We start from the raw sequence: 21547 nt of genomic DNA on the forward strand, positions 1-21547 counted from the left end.
GTGGTTTCGAAATGTACTTAAAATATAAGTTATATTAATCCAAAGACACTTTCATATTTATGCTATAATATATATTGAGACTCAATTATTACATAAATAATGCCAAGACCGATTAAATTACCAGCTGATTTTGCCAAATATGTATAAAGGACGGGATGAGCTTGCAAGATACTGCTAAAGTTTTAAAAACCCCATGGAAAACAATACAAACATGGTTGCAGAATTTTAGAAAAAATGGTTTATCTGGTTTGTATATTAAAACAACAAAGTACAAACCACCAAAAATTCGTAAAGTAATTTATACTACTAATGCGATAGAATCGCTTAATAGTCAGTTTAGGAAAGTTATTAAAAATAAAAAGCTGTTTCCTAAGGATGACTCTGTTTTCAAATCTTTGTACTTGGCTATAGATTATTTGACTAAAAAATGGTCTATGCCTGTCAGATATTGGAATGAGGCTATGCCTTATTTCGCTATTGAGTTTGAGGATAGAATCCAGAGATTCATGTAACTGAATTTACACAGTTAAGTGGAAAGGCTCCAGCATCATGGCAATTGCATTAAAATAAACCCATAATTTTCAGCAAATATTTATTATCCCACCCAGCCTTCATTCTTTTTGTCAGGATTCCGACTTTAGCAGTATTTTCTTTTTTTATGAGATTAAGAGCTATCTGCCTTATAATACCAATTCCAACACATATTATTACTTTCTAACTTTGTATTTCATACCTAATTTAATCCTTTAATATTTGCCAATAGCCACTGCTATTGGCTGCACATCAAAAACTTAAATTAGTCATAAACTCCTTTGTGATAAATGCACCAATTTATGTTGGAATTGGTATAATTGCTAAGTTTGAAGCACTATTGTCAACTCTAGTCCTATTTCTATCTTCATCAAAACTAACATCTAACAACCAGTGCAGTTTATTTTCTACAGACCAATGAGAGCGAATAGCTTTTGCTATTGTTTCAATATTATCGGCATCTACATAAGATATGAAATATCTGGTCTCACAAGAACTTTCCCCAGTAGACTTAATTTGTCTAATTGATTTGACAGCAACTATTGTTTTTAAGCCTTCCCAGTTATGTCGCTTTGTTAACCAGTCAATATCACTAGTAGCTGTAACTAGTCTATGCTCAATCCTTCCGTGGTCACAGTCTAAACTATCAAAGCTATCTAGTTTAGCCTACTTTTTTGAGCTAAACCATAAAGCGACATCTTCATGAAGTGAAGATTGATTACCCTTTAAACTCAAAACATAATCACCTTTTTGCTCGATAATTTGTTGAGCAGTCTTACGCTGTGTTCCCATAGCATCACTAGTAATAATAGTTCCAGCTAAATCTAATTTACTAAGCAATTTTGGCATGGCTGTGATTTCATTTGACTTGCTATCGACTACTTCTTGACCTAATACGCAGTCATTTTCGCAAGCCCATGCATTTAAAAGAGTTAAGCCTGTTTTTGTACCTCTTAAACACTTTCCATCAATAGCTATTATCTCCGTATTAGTAATAGTTTAGATATCTTTCATCCACTGATTGAAGCATTCTATAAACTCTTGTGTATTTAAAGCAGCAAAAACTCTGCCAAAAGTATCATGAGATGGGATACCATTTTCCAGGTCTAGAATATTATTTAACCACTCTTCCTTTGATTTACAGAATTCTTCTATCATTACCCAGTTATTTGCACCACATATTACCGCTGTAATAGTCATAAAAAATATATCTATGAGTTTATGTCTCTTTTTGCGGTTTATTCTTGGATCACTGACTTGTTCGAAGTGATGAAATATGCTTGCAGTAGCTTTTGTACTCATGGGTTTAGAGAATTTAGTTTTTTTCCGATAGCCTATTTTCTCACAATTTCAACTCTTTTTTAATGCAATTGCCCTGAAACAGCATTTTGCTATATTGTATAAAATTTAAAAATATAGTATTATCCAAAGAATTATATTCATATTTTTTTAAATAAACAATGTCAGAATGTGCAATATGCTTAAGTGAAATAGAAGCCAATAATTATTTCAAAACCGAATGCAATCATGTTTTTTGTAAAACTTGCATATCTCATTGGTTATTAACCGACAAGCGAAAAAATTGCCCATGTTGCAGAAGAGCTGTAAAAATAGATTTTAAACGATTATATGAGATGTCATATAATGAATTTAAAAGCCATGTTTTAAATGCTTGCAACAATTATTTATTGCATCATACTGAATCTAGAGGTTTTTTTGAACATCATGGAAGCGCGGGTAGAAAAAAAGTCGGATTACTAAGAACAATTATAAATTCTGATGTTGATTCTATTAATGAACTTCAAAGATTTCTAAGGAAGTTTTTTTACGACAATTTAGAAGAAAAAGATAAAAATAATAAATTTAATCCAGTTAGATCTCCTGTTAGATACAACAAAACTTCATTTATATCCTTTTTATTAAATGAAGTAACAAAGTCACCAGATATTTGTAATTATATTTTTGAAAATTGGTGGCCAATGGTTTTAACCGAAATAGATTATACTAAAGATGAAGCTGAAAATAATTTAAGTCGTGAAAAAATTATACAGATCAAATCAATTAAAAATCTTAGGTATCTGGCACATATTTCACTTCAGGAAACGAGGCCAATTATTCATATTGAACTTCCATTCTAGTCAATTTATAAGCTATTTTTATTCCCTGCTTTTTTATACAGCATCCAAAATACTATTATATGCTTCATCAAGAGTTATATATCCAATACTTGAATGCAATCTTTCCTTATTATAAGTATCAATATATTCTCTAATACCAATACAAAGACACTTTCATATTTATGCTATAATATATATATTGAGATTCAATCATTATACCAATTCCAACATAAATTGGTGCATTTATCACAAAGGAGTTTATGACTAATTTAAGTTTTTGATGTGCAGGCAATAGCAGTAGCTATTGGCAAATATTAAAGGATTAAATTAGGTATGAAATACAAAGTTAGCTATATGAAGAGTTAGTTATATTTTAGGGGCAACAAATTTAATTAAGGCACTATACTTTTAAAATGCCAGATATATGTATGTCTGTGATTATACTTTTTAAATAAATTTATTAATGAAAGAAAAAATTAAAAAAAAATGCTGATCTAAATTCAAAAATGAATTGATTAAATATGCGAGTCCATGTGTGAGGTTAGTTAGCTGTATTCCTGAACTAATGGAATCTGTCGTTTACATGACTTTGCTATAATTGTCCCTTTACTGAAAGATGAGGTATCTCCCTAATAAATGAAAAGTAAACAAAACACCAGTTAACTTTGTTTAATATAAAGCCACTAATACTTTAAAGCTAATCTTGCTTGATTAACATCAAGCTTGCCTTGGCTTTTTGATATAATGATCGTACCCACAGCATTACCTATCATATTGGTAATAGATCGACCTTCTGACATAAATCTATCTATACCTAATATAATCACTATACCAGCTACAGGAACAACTCCTAAAGCGCTTAAAGTTGTTGCTAGTATTATAAAACCACTACCGGTCACACCTGCTGCTCCTTTAGAGCTAATAATCATAATCATTAACATAAATATCTGTTGCTGTAATGTAAGATCCACACCTAAAGCTTGTGCTATGAAAATAGCTGCTAATGACAAATATATAGCTGTACCATCAAGGTTAAACGAATATCCAGTAGGGACAACTAAACTTACTATCGATCTATCACAACCTACCTGTTCTAATTTCTCCATTAGATTAGGTAGGACACTTTCAGATGACGATGTGCCGAGTACTATGAAAATTTCTGTCTTTATATAATTTAATAATCTAAATATGCTAATTTTACAATAAAGTCGTAATACTAAACCTAAAAACACCAATAAAAACAATAAACAAGTGAGGTAAAAACAAAGCAGTAACCCTAATAGCCCAAGCAATGCACTAGCTCCATACATTCCCACTGTATAACCCATAGCTGCAAAAGCTGCTAATGGTGAATAATACATTACTATATGGATCATTTTAAAAAACACTTTTGATAATGACTGGATACTCTCTAAGATTGGTTGTCCTTTATCTCCATAAAGTATCAGACCAGATGCAAACAATATAGATACAAATAATACCTGAAGAATATCTCCATTACTAAACGCTCCAACAAAAGAGTTAGGTATAATATTCATAAGGAAACCTTTCAGACCTTCAACATGTTCAACATTGCCCATATAAGCTTTAGCATTATTTATATCTAGAGAGTTAGGATTTATATTTAAACCAACCCCAGGTTTAAATATATTCGCTACAACCATACCTATTGTTAAAGCAACCACGGTAGTTGTAAAGAAATATAATAGTGCCACTCCACCTATCTTACCAACTGCTTTTAAATCTTTCATAGCAGCAATACCAGAAACCAAAGTTAGAAATATGATAGGCGCGATCATAAGCTTAATAAGCTTGATAAAAACATCAGCCAATGGCTTAAGAGTAACAGCTATGCTTGGTGCAAAAATTCCTAGTATAACTCCTATAAAAATACCAATTAAAACCTGTGTATATAAATGACGAAATATTTTCATTTTGGTAGGCCTCCTTCAAGTATTATACTTTTACAAGTTAAATACCTACATAAAAATCAAAGCATAGCTACTGCCTCGATCTCAATTCTTACATCCTTTGGTAGCCTTGATACTTCCACACATGATCGAGCTGGATAGTTATCACCAAAAAATGAGCTATAAATCTCATTAATAACACTAAATTCATCCATATCTTTTATAAAAATAGTAACTTTAACTAATTTGTCTAAGCATGATCCAGCTGCTTCTAATACAGCTTTTAAGTTTTCCATAACTTGGATTGTTTGCTCTTTTATACTTTCACCAATTAAATTACCATCTGGTTTTAAACCTATCTGTCCTGAAGTATAAATAAAATCTCCTGCAACAATTGCTTGTTCATAAGCTCCTATTGCTTGCGGAGCGTTAACCGTATTAATTTTATGTTTTTGCATAAGTTTATTCTCCACTTATCCTTATAAAGATATTATGTACTAAAACACTAAATAGCTAAACTTTGTTAGCAAAATATATAATATTTTTTTATTGACATGTTAAGAAAATAATTGTCTAAGCTATAAATTTACCCTAAACTAAGAAGATACTTTAGAGTTAAAAAATAGAAAATGAATTTTTTAAAACCTGCTAAGACACTGCCTTTATTAAACGATAAAAAAGTTGCTATTAAATACCCTCATTGGCGTTTAAGGATGTTTCTTGTAGCTTATATAGGCTATTTTACATATTATTTTGGACGTAGTAGTTTTGATGTCTCTAAACAATATATAACCACCCTTTCCCCAGATGAGCTAGGCTTAATTGGAGCTGGCCTTGGTATAGCTTATGGAGTAAGTAAGTTTCTTATGGGAAACATAGCAGATAGAAGTAATGCCAAAGTCTTTCTTGCACTAGGATTATTAATAAGTGGTCTATTGAACCTAATAATTCCGAGTGTACTTTCTTTAGGTGTTTTGCTAATGTTTGTAATCATGTTTGTAAATGGCTGGGCTCAAGGTATGGGCTGGCCAGCTTGTGCTAGAATCATGACACATTGGTTTTGTGCACATGAACGTGGTACTAAAATGGGAATTTGGAATACTGCTCATAACGTTGGAGCTGGTTTTTTAGCAATTGCAGTTGTACCTATAGGGCTGTATTTATTTAATAATGACTGGCATGGACTTTTTTATGTTGCTGGTATTTTATGTATATCTGTAGCAGTTTTAATACTAATATTTGGTGCAGACACTCCGCAATCTGTAGGCCTACCAGCTATAGAGGTCTATAAAGGCTATGTTAACCAATCTAGCTATGAGGAAAAAGAATTCACTGCCAAAGAGATTTTCTTTAAATATGTACTAAATAATAAATGGGTATGGTTAATCGCTATAGCAAATGCCTTTGTATATTGTGCAAGATACGGTTTACTCAGCTGGTCCACTTACTATCTAGTACAAGTTAAACACATGTCCGCAACCACTGGTTTACTAGGTTTTGCAATGTTTGAGTTACCTGCAATTCCCGGGACTATAGTTATTGGTTGGATTACAGATAGATTCTTTAATAGCCGCAGGGCTCCAGTAAGCGTTATTTGTATGATTTTATTTATAGCTGTATTATTTGTCTACTGGTATAGTGATACAGCTTGGATATTATTATTATCACTATCTGCTATGGGTGTACTTATCTACGGACCTGTTGCTTTAATAGGTATATTAGCTCTAGACTTAGTACCTAAAAAAGCTGGCGGAACAGCTGCTGGTTTTACAGGGCTATTTGGATATTTTTTAGGAACAGTAGGAGCTCAAGCTGTTATAGGAATTATAGCAACGTATCTTGGCTGGAACGCTGTATTTATTTTTTTAATAAGCTCTTGTATACTGGCGACTATACTTTTAAGTATTTGCTGGAATTTAAGTAGTGATAACAAACACTAAAATGCTAATATATTTAACCTAATCTACTTATTAATTAACTTATCTCTTCAAAAAAACATAATTATAAGACATATGTTGTTATCCAAATATTTATAAAACTTTAGGGCCATTTTTTGCCGTACAATATTTGACACATACTTTCATAATATTTACAGTATATACTGTCAAACAAAAGCAAAGGAGATGAATTATGAGCAAAAAAAGTATACCCCTACTACTATTAACCACATTACTAATATCCACTTCTTCAGCTGGTCCAGCAGCAAACGTAGGTGAAAAATTAGATAATGCAGGCAATTATGTAGCTGAAAAAGCTGGAGACGCCTGGGAAACTACTAAAAAAGGGGCTAAAAATACTGGTGGATTTATCAGTGATAAATCTAGCGATGCTTGGGAAGCTACTAAAAAAGGAGCTAAAAATACTGGTGAATTTATTAGTGATAAATCTAGCGATGCTTGGGAAGCTACTAAACATGGAGCTAAAAATACTGGTGAATTTATTAGTGATAAATCTAGTGATGCTTGGGAAGCTACTAAAAAAGGGGCTAAAAACGTTAAAGAGGCATTAGACCCAAGAGGCCCAGCTGAAAAAGCTGGATCTGTGGTTGATGATGCTGCTAAGAAAACAAAAAAATTAGCAGAGGTATAAAACATTATTTCTCGTAGCTTAAATCATACCTTAAGTTTGTTTTTCGAAAAAATGGGCTGTTTTACTTTTTATACTTATAGAACTTTCGTATACGTATCCCTTGTTAAAATCTTTCTTTAATTCATTCTGCTTGTTAAATTTTGACAGCTAATTTCTAATACAAATATTAACATTAACGAATAAAATAATATAAAATTGTCAATTGTAATATTTTTTAATAAAAACAAAATTACTTTTGGGGTGTACTATGGCAAAAAATATACATGGGCGTATAAAATCTAACTTAGGTTATGCCTTCTTGGGTGCCGATAATAAAGGTGTCTGCTTCGGGTCAGTTGTTACTTTCTTTCATGAGACAATCGTAAATAATAATTATTTTTTAAAAAGCGATGATATACATATTAGCTTAGGTAGATCAGAAACTCTACAAATGAAATACCAGAAAAAAAACTTTGATGTTGACGCGATTTTAGAAGAACAGTTTCTACAAAGAATCAAAATAAGTGAAGATCAAGTATATAAACCTTCCAAATTTTTAAATGAAATTTATTCTAGATACTCAAATTCACATGTAGGAGGATATCTTTTAGAACTAACAGGAGATAATTCTAGTCATGCTGTTGCTTTTTTCATAACAAGAGATAATAAGTTATTATATTTAAATTCTAATCATGGTCTTTATTTGCTTGATGACATTGAAAAAGATTTAAAAGACTTAAAAACAAACTTTTTTGATATTAAAAAAAATAAATATGATTTATATTCCCTATATCATGTAATTGAAACTCCTAAAAATTTTTTCAATTAAGAACGTTTATTGCAAAACCAAAAACCCTATGATTGACTACGCTAAAAAATAGTACGCCATTCAGTTAGGATAGACCACGTAATCCATGGGAATAGTTTAATTTTAAGACATTCCAGTTAATACTACTTTTATAATAACTAGTAGGCTATATTTGTTATCATTGTGTATGCTAAAAATTGGTTTTATATAAAACGACTATTTAATACCAATTCCAACACATATTAGTACTTTCTAACTTTATATTTGCCAATAGCCACTGCTATTGCCTGCACATCAAAAACTTAAAACAACCATAAACTTATGTTGGAATTGGTATAAGACCTAGATAATAAGTTACTTTTTATACCAATTTCCAGTTTGCTGGTCTTTATAATATTTTTGTTTAACTGCTGACCATGCTACCTGATGGGATATTGTTTCTCTATCTTCATCGGTTCTTCTTTTTGATTCATCCTTATACTCATCCCAAGCGTTATTAAAAGCTTCTTTATAAATTTCTTGAGCATGCTTTGGAAGGACATTCTGTACCCCTTTTGGTAATTCACTTAATGCATTATAAGGCATCTAACTCCTCCCTTAACCGTTTACGATCTCTCCACCATTAGGATGAAGCACTTGACCGATGAAATATTTACTCTCTACCTCATTAGCAAGAAATACGTAAGCAGGAGCTATATCCGCAGGTTGTGCTGGCTCATCTAGCAAAGTGCTTTCTCCAAAATTTTTGACTTTTTCTTTACTAAAACTTGAGGGTATTAAAGGTGTCCATACCGGTCCTGGAGCTACAGCATTCACTCTTATACCATCCTTGATTATATTCTTTGCTAAAGAACGTGTAAGTGCTACAATAGCACCCTTTGTGGAAGAATAATCAATCAAGTCAGGCCTACCCTTATAAGCTGTGACAGAAGTAGTATTTATTATGCTAGCTCCTTTTTGCATATGCTTTAAGGCTGCTTTTATCATATACACATAGTGATAAAAGTTAGTCTCAAAAGTTTCTTTTAATTGCTCTTGTGATATGTCAAGAAAATCGTTTTGAGGAAATTGCACAGCTGCGTTATTCACTAGCACATCGATACTTCCAAAATGTTTATAAGATTTTTCAACAAACTCATAGCACTGTCTACTATCTTTAACATCAATTTCTACCGCTAATACATTATCTTTATTATTAGATAATTTTCTTAGTTCTTCTAAAGTTTCTTTAGCATCTTCTTTTTCTCTAGCGTGGTAAGTAAAAGCAACTTTTGCTCCTTCTTTTACAAAATGTAATGCCACAGCTTTACCTATCCCGCTATCCCCACCTGTTATAAGAGCAACTTTACCATTAAGTTTGTCTGCAGGAATATACTCTTGGTAAATATGAATAGGCTTAATAACCATCTCAGAAGTTAACCCAGGTTGCTCTTTTTGAATATTTTCTTCAGATTGTTTCATTTTTATTCCCCTTTTTTTAATAAAACTTTTTAGTTCTGTAGAAAATACCTTAGATAATTTAATACGTTTCCTAGGGTATTAGACATTATAAAATTCTGCTAAAGTATCTCCTGTCCAATAAGAAGAATCAGCTTTTGGCCAGTTATTTTTGTCAAAGCCAGGAGCTTTTTCTAAATCTTCTTTTGACTTATCAAGCTTAAACTGCTTGTTAGCTGTATCTATTTCAAAAGCTGTTAGAGGAATAGCAAACAATTTATCTCCTATTCCTAAAAACCCACCAAATGATACGACTATATAAGCTACTTCTCCTGTTTCGGTATTTAGCATGATTTCTTTTACCTCACCTAAATTTTCTCCATCATAATTAACTACTTTATCACCTATAAGTGTACTTGCTGATAATGTTAAGTTTCCCATTATTTATCTCCTTCCTTTTTATTTATATTGCTTACCTTTTGTTGTCAAAAGGTAACTTCATATTAACGTGTCAAAAAATAATTTCAAATTTATACAGCAAAAAATATTACTAAGGTTGTGGTATTTTTGTTATAAAAATTAGGAAATTCCATAATATCAATTCCAACATAAATTGTTGCTTTTATCATAAAAGAGTTTATGACTAATTTAAGTTTTTGATGTGCAGGCAATAGCAGTGGCTATTGGCAAATATAGCCTACTAGGCATAAAAGTAGTACTAACTGAAATAGATTAAAACCAAGCTATTTCGAGTTAAATCAGAGCTGTTTAATAGTTTTGATTATAACCCAAGCGACAGTCACGCAATAGATTTAAATAATCGTCGTCATCAAGGTACTTGGGTTATCTCCTTAATACGTTTGGATAGTTGCTAAAAAACCGTTTGGAAATGAATTTTTAGGATTTTTCTAAAAAATGGTTTCTATAATTAATAAACCTATAGAAAGAATATTTAACACAATTAGAGTATTACTAATATCTTTGATTTTACCTACAAATACTCTAAACAAACTCCATAGTAATAAACCTAAAATCATCCCATGGGTAATTGAGCTAGTAAGAGGAATAATCAGTATAGTTATAAGTGCAGGGATAGCCTCTTCAATTTGTTGCCATTTAATATTTCCAATAAGTTTCATCATATAAATACCAACGATAAATAATACTGGTGCTGTTGCTACTGAAGGAACTAGTGATAATAAAGGTGAAAGAAATAAAAAAGGTAAAAATAAAAAACCTATTATTATTGCACTGACACCTGTTCTCGCCCCACTTTTTATTCCTGTTGCTGATTCAATATATGAAATAGCTGAACTTGTACCAAGTATACCGGAAAACACTCCTGCTAATCCATCAACTGTTAATATTTCTTTTAAATTTTTAGGGTCGCCCTTTTCATCTAATAAGTTACCAACTTCACATACCCCGATTACACCGGCTAAACTATCAAACATAGTAGTAAATAAAAAGGCAAATATTGCTGGCCAAAAAGCAATAGAAAGTGAATTTACTAAATCTAACTGACCAAACGTTGAAAAATCTGGCATAGCTATAAAACCATTGAATTTAGCTTGTAAATTTAAGCTAGGGAATAAAAAACTTAAGCTAAAATAAATTACTGTTATTCCGACTATCCCAATAATAAGGGCTCCTGTATAACCATAATAAATCAATACACCTGTAACTAACAGTCCTACTAAAAATAGTATAAAAGAAACATTTAGGTCCGCCATTTCTATAAGATTTTCAGGATTAGGTGCTAAAACGTTTGCAGCTTTTAACCCCACTACAGCTATCAACAAACCAATACCACAAATCACAGCATAGCGAACTTGATAAGGAATTGCTTTAACGATCAAAGTTCTTAAGTTTATCATTGATAAAAATGTAAAAATTATTCCTGACCAAAATACAATACCTAAAGCAATCTGCCAGCTAACCTGCATGTTTTGCACGATTGCATATGTAAAAAAAGCATTTATCCCCATACCTGGTGCGACAGCTATAGGACTATTACTAAAAATCCCCATCAGTAAACAACTTACAAAGGACACTAGTACTGTTGCTGTAAGTGCTCCACTAAAAGGTATACCCGCGTGTGATAATATAATTGGGTTAACTACTACTATGTACAACATAGACAAAAAAGTAGTCATCCCTCCTATTATTTCATGTTTTAATGAAAAATTATCACTTCGGTATATTTCAAAAATTTTTAATTGCATACTTACTCCCAAATGCATAATTAGGTTTTGTAACACACTCTACAAATAGATACTTTAGTATCATATTAACTTATATTTCAAAATAAAGTTATTTGCCATTTGCGTAATTTATTACAAGGGTTAGATTATAATACAACCAATAAACACTTGGTAGCTAATATTTGCAATTAATAGCGATAAAAGTTCAAAAGGTATATAATTACTATATAATTTAGCTAATTCTCAAAAAATATGGTAGCTGTAAATCTATATCATAAAAATGATTATCTAAGACAAGATAATAATGTATCTTATAAAGAACATTTCTCCCCATTTAGAAGAGATTATGCTAGAGTCGTGCATTCATCATCATTTAGAAGACTACAAGCGAAAACGCAAATTTTTCCAAACTTTGAAAATGATTTTTTTAGAAATAGATTAACTCACTCTCTAGAGGTTGCCCAGATAGCAAAATCTATAGCAGTTAAACTAAATGCTGAGCATGGTCTGAATTTAGACTACGACCTTATAGAGACAGCTGCTCTTTGCCATGATATAGGTCATCCACCATTTGGTCATAATGGAGAAATAGCCCTAAATAAAAAAATGCAGAATTTCGGTGGCTTTGAAAGCAATGCCCAAACACTTAGACTAATCTCCCATACAGCAAAAAAAGATATTGACCAAAACCAAAGCTTTGGTTTAAATCTAACATATAGAACTCTAGCTGCTACTATAAAATATGACTGTTTAATACCTTCTATTAGTGAATTAGGCAACTTAACTAAAGGATACTATAACGAAGAAGTTAAGTTAGTTGATGATATAAAGCAAAAACTCCTAGAACCATATACTACTGAACTAGACCAACCTTTTAAAACCATAGAATGCTATATAATGGACGTTGCCGATGATATTGCTTACTCAACTTATGATGTTGAAGATGCACTTAAAGGTGGCTTTATTGATCCCCTATCTATGGCTAGCATTGATGATAAACTTCTACAAAAAATCCTAGATGCAATGCCTGATGATTTAGAAATTACAGCTAGTGAAATTAAGGAAATACTAAAAGATATTTTTTCAAATTATATTGACTTTAAAGCAGATAGTAGAGATATCTACAGAATTTCTAAAAATATAGCAACCAATAGTCTTCTAAGAACAAAATTAACATCAAAACTAGTGAATAACTGCATTCAAAATATCAAACTAGATTTAAATGAAAATATTCCTATTATTTCAAGAGTTTATTTGGATGATCAAGTTAGAAAACAAGTTGAAGTACTTAAAAAATACATTCTATTTAAAATAATAAAATCACCAAAGCTAAATATCTTGCGCTATAGAGGTAGAGAAATAATTTCAGAAATTTTTGATATTCTGATTGAGTCAACTCCTAACGATAGTCTATTGCCTGACGATATCGGAGCTATTTTCTACAATGCAAAAAGCACTCACCAAAAGGCTAGAATTATAAGCGACTATATATCATCTATGACAGATAGATATATTATAGAACTTTATAACCAGTTCAAATCTGACCCTTCTGCGATGATATTTAAACCTTTTTCATAAACCTACTTGAAGCTACTAAACCTATAATCGAAACTACACCTGCAAAAACTATTAAGTACGCTGGTATTAATAATAACTTTGTCTCGGAGATTAGAAATATCGTAAAAGCTGGGACCCCAGCAGAAAACACCAAATACCCAAGGTTATAAGCTAAACCAAGACCTCTACCCCTATGATCAAAATTAAAATAATTAACAATTATCACATTATACGTAGAGGCAAAAAATCCCATAACAATTGATAAAATTATAAAACATGAATATATACTCTTTCCTTCAAGTATATTTTTGTAAAAAATAGGAGCAAAGGCTATGCTTATAATAATCAATATACCCATTAGTTTTTCTTTTGACACATAATCACTTATAAAACCGCCTACTATACAGCTAATAGTCATTATGATAGAACCTACTAGAAGTAAGTTTGCTAGCTCTACTTTAGAAGTTAAATACATTTGGTAAAATGATGGTAAAAACATATAAAGCTGCGTTGTTAGCATTGCAATACAAGATACTAACATCATACCTACTACAACCTTTGCAATAAATGACATTAAGCTAGTATTTTGGTTATTTAAGTTTACAGCTGATTTTGGTAGATCATCAACTATGCCTCTTCTTAGAAAGAACAAAGTAAACGTAAAGATTGCTCCTATTAAAAACCCTATACGCCAGCCATATTCTTTTGCGAAATATTCACTTGTGTAGTTAGTTACTATAAAAAGAACTACTGTTGTCATCATAATACCTAAGCTTAGACAAGAAAAAATAATCCCTGTTACCAAACCTTGTCTTCTAGGATAGTTCTCTATACTAAATATTATAGCTACTGGGATTTCTGCACCTATAGCCATAGCTTGGATACATCGTAACCCAACAAAAAATAATGTCGCCCAAATTCCTATATTTTGAACTCCTGGTAAAATAGCTAATAGGAAAGTTGAAAAAAATAGCAAAACCATATTTAACTTTAAAATTAAAGCTCTACCTTTTTTATCTGCTATATAGCCAAATAACCAAGCACCAACTGGTCTTACTAAATAGCCTACTACGTAAACTAAAAACACCATTAATGTGCTGCTGATAGTGTTATTTTTATCAAAAAATTTCTCCCCTATAGCGACTGCAAATACAGAATATATAGCTAAATCATAATACTCAAAAGCAGAACCAAGACTTGAAAAAAGTAATTTTTTATATTTATTCATAGTAAACTAAAAACCTAGCATTAAGGAAGCATATTAATCCATTAGAGAGTATAAAGGAACTCCTAAATAACCTAAATTGTTCAAGTTAATTAACGTAGGCTGGAGGAAGTTCTAAAATTTCAATGGTCAGAGTATAATTTTTAGTTCCTAGACTTATTGCGTCTAAGTACTTAGCTAACAATAACCTTAATTGATTTGCTATATTGACTAAATGCTCTTGTTTACGTCCAGATAGAACCTTTATGGTCAAATGTATTAGTTCTTCGGAGGTCAAACCACCAACCATACAACTATCATAAACATAAACTCTATTTTTAAAAGTTTCTAGTTTAGTAGGTAAGCTATTTATCAAATATTCTTGTGCTTTTTGAATAATGTTATTAACGATTTGTTTATCAAATTTTTGCGAAACTTCTACTATTATATGTGGCATACACCTAAACTCCTTTATAACTGGAGTTACGGACTTTTGGGAAAAAGTTAAAGCGAAAAAGTTTTCTATGTGTTAATTTATAATTACATCAACTATGTTATGTTCTAAAAATGAAACAACGTGAATTAGCCAATCTATATACTGAATATTTATTATGTCAAAACTCCCAAGCAAGTGCGACAATGTGTTCAAGTATGTTAGATGAACTAGTAAAGCATGATAGTTTTTCTCGGATGTTAAAAGTTGGTAGTTATGAAAGTAAATATGTCTGGTTAAAAGGTAAAAGTATTTTAAACGCCTACAAAGATAAGCCAAAGATATTATCTATAGACAATACAATAAGTCCTAAATCTGATAGTATGGTCAATGAGGTAGTAAACTGGTTTTATGATCATTCTGTAGGTAGAGCAGTTAAAGGCATCAATCTTATTAGTGCTTTAATCCACGTTGGAGATGCTAATATTCCTGTAGGCTTTGAAGTACAAACTAAGGAAAACTTTGTAGTAGAAAAAGATAAAGCAGGTATGGAGCGCTTAAAGCGTAAAGCACGCTACACAATTAATGAACTGGCAAGAAAACTGATATTGAAAATTATTAAGAATTTCTCTAGTTTTGATTATATAGTAGCTGATAGATATTTTGCTTCTAAAACTAATTTGAAATTCTTTAACAAACATAAACTCTCGTATGTAATAGGTATAGCAAATAATCGTTTAGTTGCTAAGAGTAAAGCTAATGCTCTTGCTGGTAACTACTGTAGGTTAGATGAATTAGGATTGCTAGAAAATGAGGCTATGAAAATTTATTTAAAAGATATAAAATATAGTCTTGTGGTTACTCGCCAAGTCTTCAAAAACGGGGACAATTCAACAGGTGAGATTTATTTAATTACTAATGATCTAAACCTAGAGAGTAACCACATAGAAGATATCTATCAAAAAAGATGGAATATAGAAGTTTATCATCGAAGTATAAAACAAAACGCTAGTCTTGCTAAATCACCTACATCTGTAATTACTACTCAGCTTAACCATATAGGTTTATCTATAGGTGCATTTATTGAACTTGAAAAACTAAAACTTGCTTCAAATAAAAATCACTATGCGTTGAAAAGGAAAATGTTAATCGCCGCCAATCAAGCGAGTCATAGGGAAATTATAAAAATGAAAAAAATACTCAAAATGACTGCTTAAATTTAAAAGTCCGTAACTCCAGTTATAAATGTTTTCTTACTTTGGTTTTAAATTTTTTTAGCTCGTACTATTTTGTTATATTATTTTCTAATAACTCAAATATTACTAATTAATTTTAACTAATATCTATTAATTATACCCCTACCAAACTTGTTGACTTAAGATTATAATTGTAGTTAGTAAACATAATGGTTTATGTTAAAACTAAGGAGAAAAATATGAATATAAAAAGAAAATTAATCTCAGTAGTAACCCTATCTCTAATGGGATCTTCAGCTTTCGCTACTGAAGCTTGGTCAGCTTCTGATGTTAGTAGCTACACCCCAGGAACTTTAGTTACACAAGGTGGTAATACTTATAAGTGTAAAGATTGGCCAGAAGGTGCTTGGTGTACAATAGCTGCATATGAGCCTACAGGTCCTTATGGAGCTGATGCTTGGGAAAAGACAGGCCCTGGTCCAAGTCCAACTCCATCTGAAAAGATTACAGCAAGTGTTTCTATTCAAGGTGATCTTCCTACTACAGCACAAATTGATTTTGTAAGCTCAAAAGGCACTTCTACTGTTTCAAATGGTAAAGTTACTTTAGAATATCCAAAAGATGACTCAGAAACTTATACTGTTAAACTTAAAGGCGATGAAGGAACAATTTCTCCTTCTACAGTAACAGTTTCTGCTGCTACTACAATTATTGCATTAACCTATACAGCAAAACCTGCTCCAGCCCCTGGTGACTGCGATACTATACCAAGTAACGTAGCAGAGTTTAAATCTACAGATCAAGGATATTGGGCAGGCTATAGTAAAAAAGCTTTTGTTAAATACGATGGATCTATTTATCAATTATTAGGAGACTGGTGGACAAGCAAGTCTCCTAAAGAAACAAATGCTTGGACATTATGTCAAGCAGAAGAAAAAGCTACTCTAGACTTTACAATACCTACTAAACCTAGCTTTATAACATCAGATGAGAAGCCTAGTATAAGTATTTTCAATGAAAATGATATTAAGGTAGCAGAGGTTAAAAATGTTGCATGGGGTTCTAAAACTAAAATAGATGTACCAGCTGGTAAGTTAAAAGTTAATGTATCAACAATTGGAACAAGTCAAGGTACAGCAACACCTAGTAGTTTCTCTATAGCTAAAGATGAAACTAAAAACATTACTGTAAATTACGAGCAAGCACAAGTAGGATCTATAAACCTAACAGCTAGTGCAGATAGTAACGCAATCAAGTCAACTACCTACACAATTAATAACAGCTCTGGAGATATAGTAACACAAGGAGAAGTTAACTTCACATCAGCTACAATAATAGATAATTTACCAGCCTCAGAAGAGGGCTTAAAATATACTATTTCTGCTAAAAGCTTTACATATGGTGGCTATAGCTATACAGCTAAGCCAATAGTTGTAACAGTTACTACAGGTAGCCGTACAGATGCTCAACTTAACTTTACTACTGAAAAAGTAGCTAGTGCAAAAGTAAATGTAACTATAGCAGGTATGCCAACAGGCAAACAAACAACTTTACATTTTACAAGCAATAGTGGCTCTAGTCAGTTATTAGAAGTATCAGATAATGGTGTATATACAGAAGAATTACCAAAAAATGGTGATACTTGGACTGTGACAGCAGATAAAATCTCTGGATATAAGGCTAGTATAACTCCTAGCTCCTTTGTCGCTGATCAAAACGAGCAAAATGTTAATTTAACTTTTGAACAAGTCGCTCCATCATCAGGATGGCCAGATAGAGCTGTTGTTGGTTATGTTAGAGGTTATGACGCACCATGGTATAGTCAACCAGATACAACAAATGAAATGATTACAGAAGCAATGAAACGTGGATATAATGTTATAGTTTATGCTTTTGCAGGACAAGATTTTCATGGCAACGTTGACGGAGAACAAATTGATATTGATGGTGTTGGCTATGTACAATTCTCTGATAATATGAAAGCTAGAGTTCCTGAGCAGCAAAAAATTATTCATGACAATGGGGGCATCTCTTTACTTTCTATTGGCGGTGGAATAAATTACTTTACACCTGATATGAATAATGATGCTGAAGGAACTGGTAAAGCTATGGGTAAATTCTTGGCAGATAATGGTTTTGACGGTCTTGATGTCGATGTTGAACATCCTACAAATGGGGCTGAAAAAGAGGATAACTTTATAGCGTATATTAACGCTATGAAAGCTGAATATATGTCTATAACAGGTAAAATGCCATTTTTAACTGCTGCACCCCAAATTAACGGATGGTACGGTACTGGCCAATGGGCAAGTGGTAGTGCAAGTTTTGCTGAAGCCATGTATACTCAACAATTCATGGACGATGCTCAATTTGATGCTGTGTTTATACAAACATATAATCAATATGGTGGTGCAAACTTTGGTGGTAAAAAAGGATATGATGTTGGTTTCTTAAGTATGACTTTTAATTTACTAAGTCCAGAAACTCGTGATAAAATGCCTGGTATCACAGAAGATGCTTTCTATGTACCAAAAGAAACAAAAATAGTCCTTGGTGTTCCTGATTTTAAAGATCCTTCAGTTTCTGAATCAGAATATCAAGTAGGCTCATGTTTGGCAACGGCAAAATGCTCTGGTGTAGGTTTGTATAACCCTGCTGATATCACTAAAGATATAACAGATGGAAATCTTAAACAATACAATCAGTACGGTGGTGTTATGACTTGGATCCTAAATTCAGACTCTTATCAAAACTGGACTTGGGTTGATGGTGTTAAAGATGTAGCTTATAACTAAGCTTAACTAGCTTTGGATCTATGATTTAAAGCTAGGATTTATCTTATACTTCCAAAAACGTTCTAAAATATTTCTTTTATGAAATTGGTCTAAATATTATAACTATACAACCAGTTTGCTATAAAACCCTTGTTTATACTTTTTTAACAGATTATTTTTATATTAAAATGTATCAACAATTGGTATCTTCATTATGTTTAAAAAAATTCTATTAGTATTGCCTTTAATTTTAGTTCCTTACTTATGTAATGCAACAGTAGCATATGTGGTATACTTATCTCCTGTATTACAGCAACAGTATTATATAGGTAAGGCATTTCAGCCTCATGGAGGAAGTGGAAATTGCAGAACTGGTGACTCAGATAACATTCACCTTGTAGTGCAATGTAATACACTTTTTACTGATGAGGAAGTTCAGTTTTCAATATTAAACAAAACAACCCAAGAAAAAGAAGCAGAGATAGATGTTTTTGACCCTGCGATTGGATATAGCTACTTATTTTTTAAGGTAAGTGGCAAAAGAGTAGCTTTATGTTACACGGACAGTTGTGATGATAATAATAAATATTTTGATGTTTTTCCACCAGGTCCCATTAAATATGAAGGACTAGATGCTGAATTTCAGTTAAAAAAAATACAATGACTATATTAGTATACAATTATAGCCCACTAGTTATAGAAATAGTTCTAATTTAAATAGCTTTAATCCAATAGATAGTCAAGGATTCACCCGTTTGTTTATTTAGAGAGATTGTTTGCTTACCCTATTAGACTTAATACAGTACATGGTGCCCGGGGCCGGACTCGAACCGGCACGGAGGTTAAGCTCCGAGGGATTTTAAGTCCCTTGTGTCTACCAATTTCACCACCCGGGCAATGTTTGGAGGTCGAGGCCGGAATCGAACCGGCGTCCAAGGCTTTGCAGGCCTCTGCATAACCATTTTGCTACTCGACCACACATACAAAGAAGAGTGTGGAGCGGGAAACGAGGCTCGAACTCGCGACCCCAACCTTGGCAAGGTTGTGCTCTACCACTGAGCTATTCCCGCTTTATAAAGTCATATATTACCTTATTTTGAAACATTGTCAATACCGTATGGTCTTTAATTAAAAGAAAATATTACTTACACTTACTTATTAACCTCAAAACTAATCTTAAATAGGTTTTGAATATTATCAAGAATTTTTAAATTAGTGTTATTACTTAAATTTACTTTTCCATTTTTCACCGAATTATTACTACTTATGTTTTCTAGATCTTCTGTCAAACTTACTAATAATACATTTTGGTTCAATGGCTTATTTGCTTTTGCATGCATAGTAATACTTTGTGGATTCTGTAAGAACATAGCAAGAGATGATAATACTTTCTGCGAAAATACATCTTTCTGTTGAGACGCCATAAGCTGTAACAAAGCACCATAAGAAGCTAATATTTGCTGAGGCGTGGTATTAGGATCTTTATTGGTGTATCTAGCAAGTATTTCTAGTAATCCATGATTAGCAAAACTAACATCTATATTAGAAATGCACAGCTGACTCTTACATTTATAAAGGCTATTCATGTCCTGAGAACCAGATGCCCCTATATATGGCAATATGTTAAGCTTACCGTTTACTATTCCTTGGTAGCTAGTGTTTAACTCAGCCAAATCTTTACTTACTAAATTTAAGCTTGAATTATAAGTTAAGCCAGTACTATAGTTTTTCTTAGAAGCTACATCTAAATAAATACTCTTTCTTCCTAAGGTTTTAAAAATAGCTTGAAAAGGTGAATTTTTGTCAAATAAATTACTGTCAAACTTCAAAGCTATTTTGGTGTTATCATTTATTGAGGTAATATAAGCATTTTCTAATAGATGTTCGTAATTTGTAGCGAAATCTTTTAACTTAATATCTGCTAGATTAATACCATCTATAACCAAACCAAAATTTATATAGTTACTTGAATCTAACTTACCATTTACATTCAAACTAAATTGTCCTTTTTTCTCTGACAAAGCTCCTTTAGTTTCAAAGGTTACTTTTTTCTCATGATCTTTACCTAGATATTGAACTGAAACTGCTCTTATAAGCTCTGAGAGATTCATATCAAACTCAAGCTCTTTTAAGCTTGCCTGTTGCACAGCATCCTCTACGCTAGCTAAGAAATCTGAATCTACAACTATATTTGACAAATCGATGTCATCTAGCTCAACCTCACTTTGTATAAATTCTTCCTTATTATTTGTAGAATCAAGTTTAAGATCTAAAGTTTTCTCGTAGTTATTATAAACCATTTCTAGATCATATATGCTCTGACCAAGATTATTCATTATAACACTAAATAGACCTTTATTTTCTGCCAGGTTTTTTGGATCTGTCTGAGCGCTAACAACATTACTATTTGCAACTGAAGTAGCCAAATTAGTTATACTAAGTCCTTTAACTTTTATAACATAATCATGCGTTACATTTTTCCCAAAATCTATATCCTTTGTGATTATTTCATTGATAGAAAGATTTGGGTTTTTATCCCCGCTAATAACTAAGACATCTTCTATTATAATCTGACCATCACTTCCACGCTTAATATCGCCTACTGTTATTTGGGTTTGGTATGGAAATAATGAATCTATATTATCTATTACTATTTTTTCGATATTTTTATATTCACTGCTAGAATACTGAATTTGTGTACCATTATTAACATCTGTTGCATACAAACCAACTGCGCCTAACGTTATTATACAAACTGATGTTAATAAAAATATTTTCTTTAACTTCATACTTTTCCTTTTTTTGTTT

At 31.8% G+C, this 21547-nt stretch carries 17 protein-coding genes, 3 tRNA genes and 4 pseudogenes; 11 read left to right on the forward strand and 13 right to left on the reverse strand.

The window, feature by feature from the left end:
• Window positions 1-143 precede the first annotated feature (143 nt).
• Window positions 144-242 (forward strand): annotated as a pseudogene (locus E4K63_RS08310) (helix-turn-helix domain-containing protein); the annotation flags it as partial.
• Between the two features lie 33 nt (window positions 243-275).
• Window positions 276-512: pseudogene (locus E4K63_RS05500) on the forward strand (transposase); the annotation flags it as partial.
• Between the two features lie 319 nt (window positions 513-831).
• On the opposite strand, the pseudogene E4K63_RS08260 reads toward E4K63_RS05500, so the two are convergent.
• Window positions 832-1833 (reverse strand): annotated as a pseudogene (locus E4K63_RS08260) (ISAs1 family transposase).
• Between the two features lie 158 nt (window positions 1834-1991).
• Between E4K63_RS08260 and E4K63_RS08395 the strand changes: the two are divergent.
• Window positions 1992-2129 (forward strand): annotated as a pseudogene (locus tag E4K63_RS08395) (RING finger domain-containing protein); the annotation flags it as partial.
• A 36-nt stretch (window positions 2130-2165) separates the two neighbouring features.
• Complete coding sequence (locus tag E4K63_RS05520) at window positions 2166-2669, forward strand: hypothetical protein (protein WP_244947442.1); 504 nt, start codon at window positions 2166-2168, stop codon at window positions 2667-2669.
• A 662-nt stretch (window positions 2670-3331) separates the two neighbouring features.
• Here the strand turns inward: E4K63_RS05520 and dctA are convergent.
• Window positions 3332-4582, reverse strand: coding sequence for a C4-dicarboxylate transporter DctA (gene dctA / locus E4K63_RS05525; protein ID WP_133940504.1), 1251 nt, complete (start codon window positions 4580-4582; stop codon window positions 3332-3334).
• Window positions 4583-4638: 56 nt separating this feature from the next.
• On the reverse strand, window positions 4639-5016 hold the full coding sequence (locus E4K63_RS05530; RefSeq protein ID WP_133940506.1) for a RidA family protein: 378 nt from the start codon (window positions 5014-5016) through the stop codon (window positions 4639-4641).
• A gap of 171 nt (window positions 5017-5187) precedes the next feature.
• Between E4K63_RS05530 and E4K63_RS05535 the strand changes: the two genes are divergently transcribed.
• The 3 genes from E4K63_RS05535 (at window position 5188) to E4K63_RS05545 (ending at window position 7955) form a co-directional block, all read left to right on the forward strand.
• Window positions 5188-6498 (forward strand): MFS transporter, encoded by a 1311-nt coding sequence (locus tag E4K63_RS05535; RefSeq protein ID WP_133940508.1) that lies wholly within the window; start codon window positions 5188-5190, stop codon window positions 6496-6498.
• A 190-nt stretch (window positions 6499-6688) separates the two neighbouring features.
• A complete protein-coding gene (locus E4K63_RS05540; protein ID WP_133940510.1) occupies window positions 6689-7147 on the forward strand; it encodes a hypothetical protein in 459 nt (152 codons plus the stop codon).
• 247 nt (window positions 7148-7394) lie between these two features.
• Window positions 7395-7955, forward strand: coding sequence for a hypothetical protein (locus tag E4K63_RS05545; protein WP_133940512.1), 561 nt, complete (start codon window positions 7395-7397; stop codon window positions 7953-7955).
• Between the two features lie 333 nt (window positions 7956-8288).
• Here the strand turns inward: E4K63_RS05545 and E4K63_RS05550 are convergent, their stop codons facing one another.
• The 4 genes from E4K63_RS05550 to E4K63_RS05565 all read right to left on the reverse strand — a co-directional run bounded on the left by E4K63_RS05550 (window position 8289) and on the right by E4K63_RS05565 (window position 11596).
• Window positions 8289-8519 carry a ChaB family protein gene (locus E4K63_RS05550; RefSeq protein WP_133940514.1) on the reverse strand — a complete coding sequence of 77 codons (231 nt, stop codon included), beginning with the start codon at window positions 8517-8519 and terminating at the stop codon, window positions 8289-8291.
• Window positions 8520-8531: 12 nt separating this feature from the next.
• Complete coding sequence (locus tag E4K63_RS05555) at window positions 8532-9395, reverse strand: SDR family oxidoreductase (RefSeq protein WP_133940516.1); 864 nt, start codon at window positions 9393-9395, stop codon at window positions 8532-8534.
• A 78-nt stretch (window positions 9396-9473) separates the two neighbouring features.
• Window positions 9474-9812, reverse strand: a complete 339-nt coding sequence (locus E4K63_RS05560) for a PRC-barrel domain-containing protein (RefSeq protein ID WP_133940518.1) — start codon at window positions 9810-9812, stop codon at window positions 9474-9476.
• A 467-nt stretch (window positions 9813-10279) separates the two neighbouring features.
• Complete coding sequence (locus E4K63_RS05565) at window positions 10280-11596, reverse strand: NCS2 family permease (protein ID WP_133940520.1); 1317 nt, start codon at window positions 11594-11596, stop codon at window positions 10280-10282.
• Window positions 11597-11827: 231 nt separating this feature from the next.
• On the opposite strand from E4K63_RS05565, the gene dgt reads away from it, so the two are divergent.
• Window positions 11828-13153, forward strand: a complete 1326-nt coding sequence (gene dgt, locus E4K63_RS05570; protein ID WP_133940522.1) for a dGTP triphosphohydrolase — start codon at window positions 11828-11830, stop codon at window positions 13151-13153.
• Here dgt and E4K63_RS05575 read toward each other — a convergent pair.
• Window positions 13137-14360 (reverse strand): MFS transporter, encoded by a 1224-nt coding sequence (locus E4K63_RS05575; protein ID WP_133940524.1) that lies wholly within the window; start codon window positions 14358-14360, stop codon window positions 13137-13139. The two genes, dgt and E4K63_RS05575, sit on opposite strands and share 17 nt — an antisense overlap.
• A gap of 85 nt (window positions 14361-14445) precedes the next feature.
• Window positions 14446-14793 (reverse strand): 5-carboxymethyl-2-hydroxymuconate Delta-isomerase, encoded by a 348-nt coding sequence (locus tag E4K63_RS05580; protein WP_133940526.1) that lies wholly within the window; start codon window positions 14791-14793, stop codon window positions 14446-14448.
• A gap of 110 nt (window positions 14794-14903) precedes the next feature.
• On the opposite strand from E4K63_RS05580, the gene E4K63_RS05585 reads away from it, so the two are divergent.
• The 3 genes from E4K63_RS05585 (at window position 14904) to E4K63_RS05595 (ending at window position 19403) form a co-directional block, all read left to right on the forward strand.
• Complete coding sequence (locus E4K63_RS05585; protein ID WP_179965672.1) at window positions 14904-15986, forward strand: IS701 family transposase; 1083 nt, start codon at window positions 14904-14906, stop codon at window positions 15984-15986.
• A gap of 218 nt (window positions 15987-16204) precedes the next feature.
• A complete protein-coding gene (locus E4K63_RS05590) occupies window positions 16205-18760 on the forward strand; it encodes a glycosyl hydrolase family 18 protein (protein WP_179965694.1) in 2556 nt (851 codons plus the stop codon).
• Window positions 18761-18953: 193 nt separating this feature from the next.
• Window positions 18954-19403 (forward strand): hypothetical protein, encoded by a 450-nt coding sequence (locus E4K63_RS05595; protein WP_133942532.1) that lies wholly within the window; start codon window positions 18954-18956, stop codon window positions 19401-19403.
• A gap of 143 nt (window positions 19404-19546) precedes the next feature.
• Here E4K63_RS05595 and E4K63_RS05600 read toward each other — a convergent pair.
• From E4K63_RS05600 to E4K63_RS05615, 4 genes are all read right to left on the reverse strand, one after another.
• Window positions 19547-19635 (reverse strand) — tRNA-Leu (locus E4K63_RS05600).
• A gap of 6 nt (window positions 19636-19641) precedes the next feature.
• Window positions 19642-19715, reverse strand: a tRNA-Cys gene (locus E4K63_RS05605).
• Between the two features lie 19 nt (window positions 19716-19734).
• Window positions 19735-19809 (reverse strand) — tRNA-Gly (locus E4K63_RS05610).
• Window positions 19810-19890: 81 nt separating this feature from the next.
• Window positions 19891-21528, reverse strand: coding sequence for a hypothetical protein (locus tag E4K63_RS05615; RefSeq protein ID WP_133942533.1), 1638 nt, complete (start codon window positions 21526-21528; stop codon window positions 19891-19893).
• Window positions 21529-21547: the final 19 nt, after the last annotated feature.

The organism is Allofrancisella inopinata, assembly GCF_012222965.1.
GTDB classification, from domain to species: Bacteria; Pseudomonadota; Gammaproteobacteria; order Francisellales; family Francisellaceae; genus Francisella; species Francisella inopinata.

What these genes read in the sequence shown, in the direction of transcription:
- E4K63_RS05520 (WP_244947442.1), top strand. Translation starts at nt 2,166, where the DNA reads ATGTCATATAATGAATTTAAAAGCCATGTTTTAAATGCTTGCAACAAT.
- dctA (WP_133940504.1), bottom strand. Translation starts at nt 4,582, where the DNA reads ATGAAAATATTTCGTCATTTATATACACAGGTTTTAATTGGTATTTTT.
- E4K63_RS05530 (WP_133940506.1), bottom strand. Translation starts at nt 5,016, where the DNA reads ATGCAAAAACATAAAATTAATACGGTTAACGCTCCGCAAGCAATAGGA.
- E4K63_RS05535 (WP_133940508.1), top strand. Translation starts at nt 5,188, where the DNA reads ATGAATTTTTTAAAACCTGCTAAGACACTGCCTTTATTAAACGATAAA.
- E4K63_RS05540 (WP_133940510.1), top strand. Translation starts at nt 6,689, where the DNA reads ATGAGCAAAAAAAGTATACCCCTACTACTATTAACCACATTACTAATA.
- E4K63_RS05545 (WP_133940512.1), top strand. Translation starts at nt 7,395, where the DNA reads ATGGCAAAAAATATACATGGGCGTATAAAATCTAACTTAGGTTATGCC.
- E4K63_RS05550 (WP_133940514.1), bottom strand. Translation starts at nt 8,519, where the DNA reads ATGCCTTATAATGCATTAAGTGAATTACCAAAAGGGGTACAGAATGTC.
- E4K63_RS05555 (WP_133940516.1), bottom strand. Translation starts at nt 9,395, where the DNA reads ATGAAACAATCTGAAGAAAATATTCAAAAAGAGCAACCTGGGTTAACT.
- E4K63_RS05560 (WP_133940518.1), bottom strand. Translation starts at nt 9,812, where the DNA reads ATGGGAAACTTAACATTATCAGCAAGTACACTTATAGGTGATAAAGTA.
- E4K63_RS05565 (WP_133940520.1), bottom strand. Translation starts at nt 11,596, where the DNA reads ATGCAATTAAAAATTTTTGAAATATACCGAAGTGATAATTTTTCATTA.
- dgt (WP_133940522.1), top strand. Translation starts at nt 11,828, where the DNA reads ATGGTAGCTGTAAATCTATATCATAAAAATGATTATCTAAGACAAGAT.
- E4K63_RS05575 (WP_133940524.1), bottom strand. Translation starts at nt 14,360, where the DNA reads ATGAATAAATATAAAAAATTACTTTTTTCAAGTCTTGGTTCTGCTTTT.
- E4K63_RS05580 (WP_133940526.1), bottom strand. Translation starts at nt 14,793, where the DNA reads ATGCCACATATAATAGTAGAAGTTTCGCAAAAATTTGATAAACAAATC.
- E4K63_RS05585 (WP_179965672.1), top strand. Translation starts at nt 14,904, where the DNA reads ATGAAACAACGTGAATTAGCCAATCTATATACTGAATATTTATTATGT.
- E4K63_RS05590 (WP_179965694.1), top strand. Translation starts at nt 16,205, where the DNA reads ATGAATATAAAAAGAAAATTAATCTCAGTAGTAACCCTATCTCTAATG.
- E4K63_RS05595 (WP_133942532.1), top strand. Translation starts at nt 18,954, where the DNA reads ATGTTTAAAAAAATTCTATTAGTATTGCCTTTAATTTTAGTTCCTTAC.
- E4K63_RS05615 (WP_133942533.1), bottom strand. Translation starts at nt 21,528, where the DNA reads ATGAAGTTAAAGAAAATATTTTTATTAACATCAGTTTGTATAATAACG.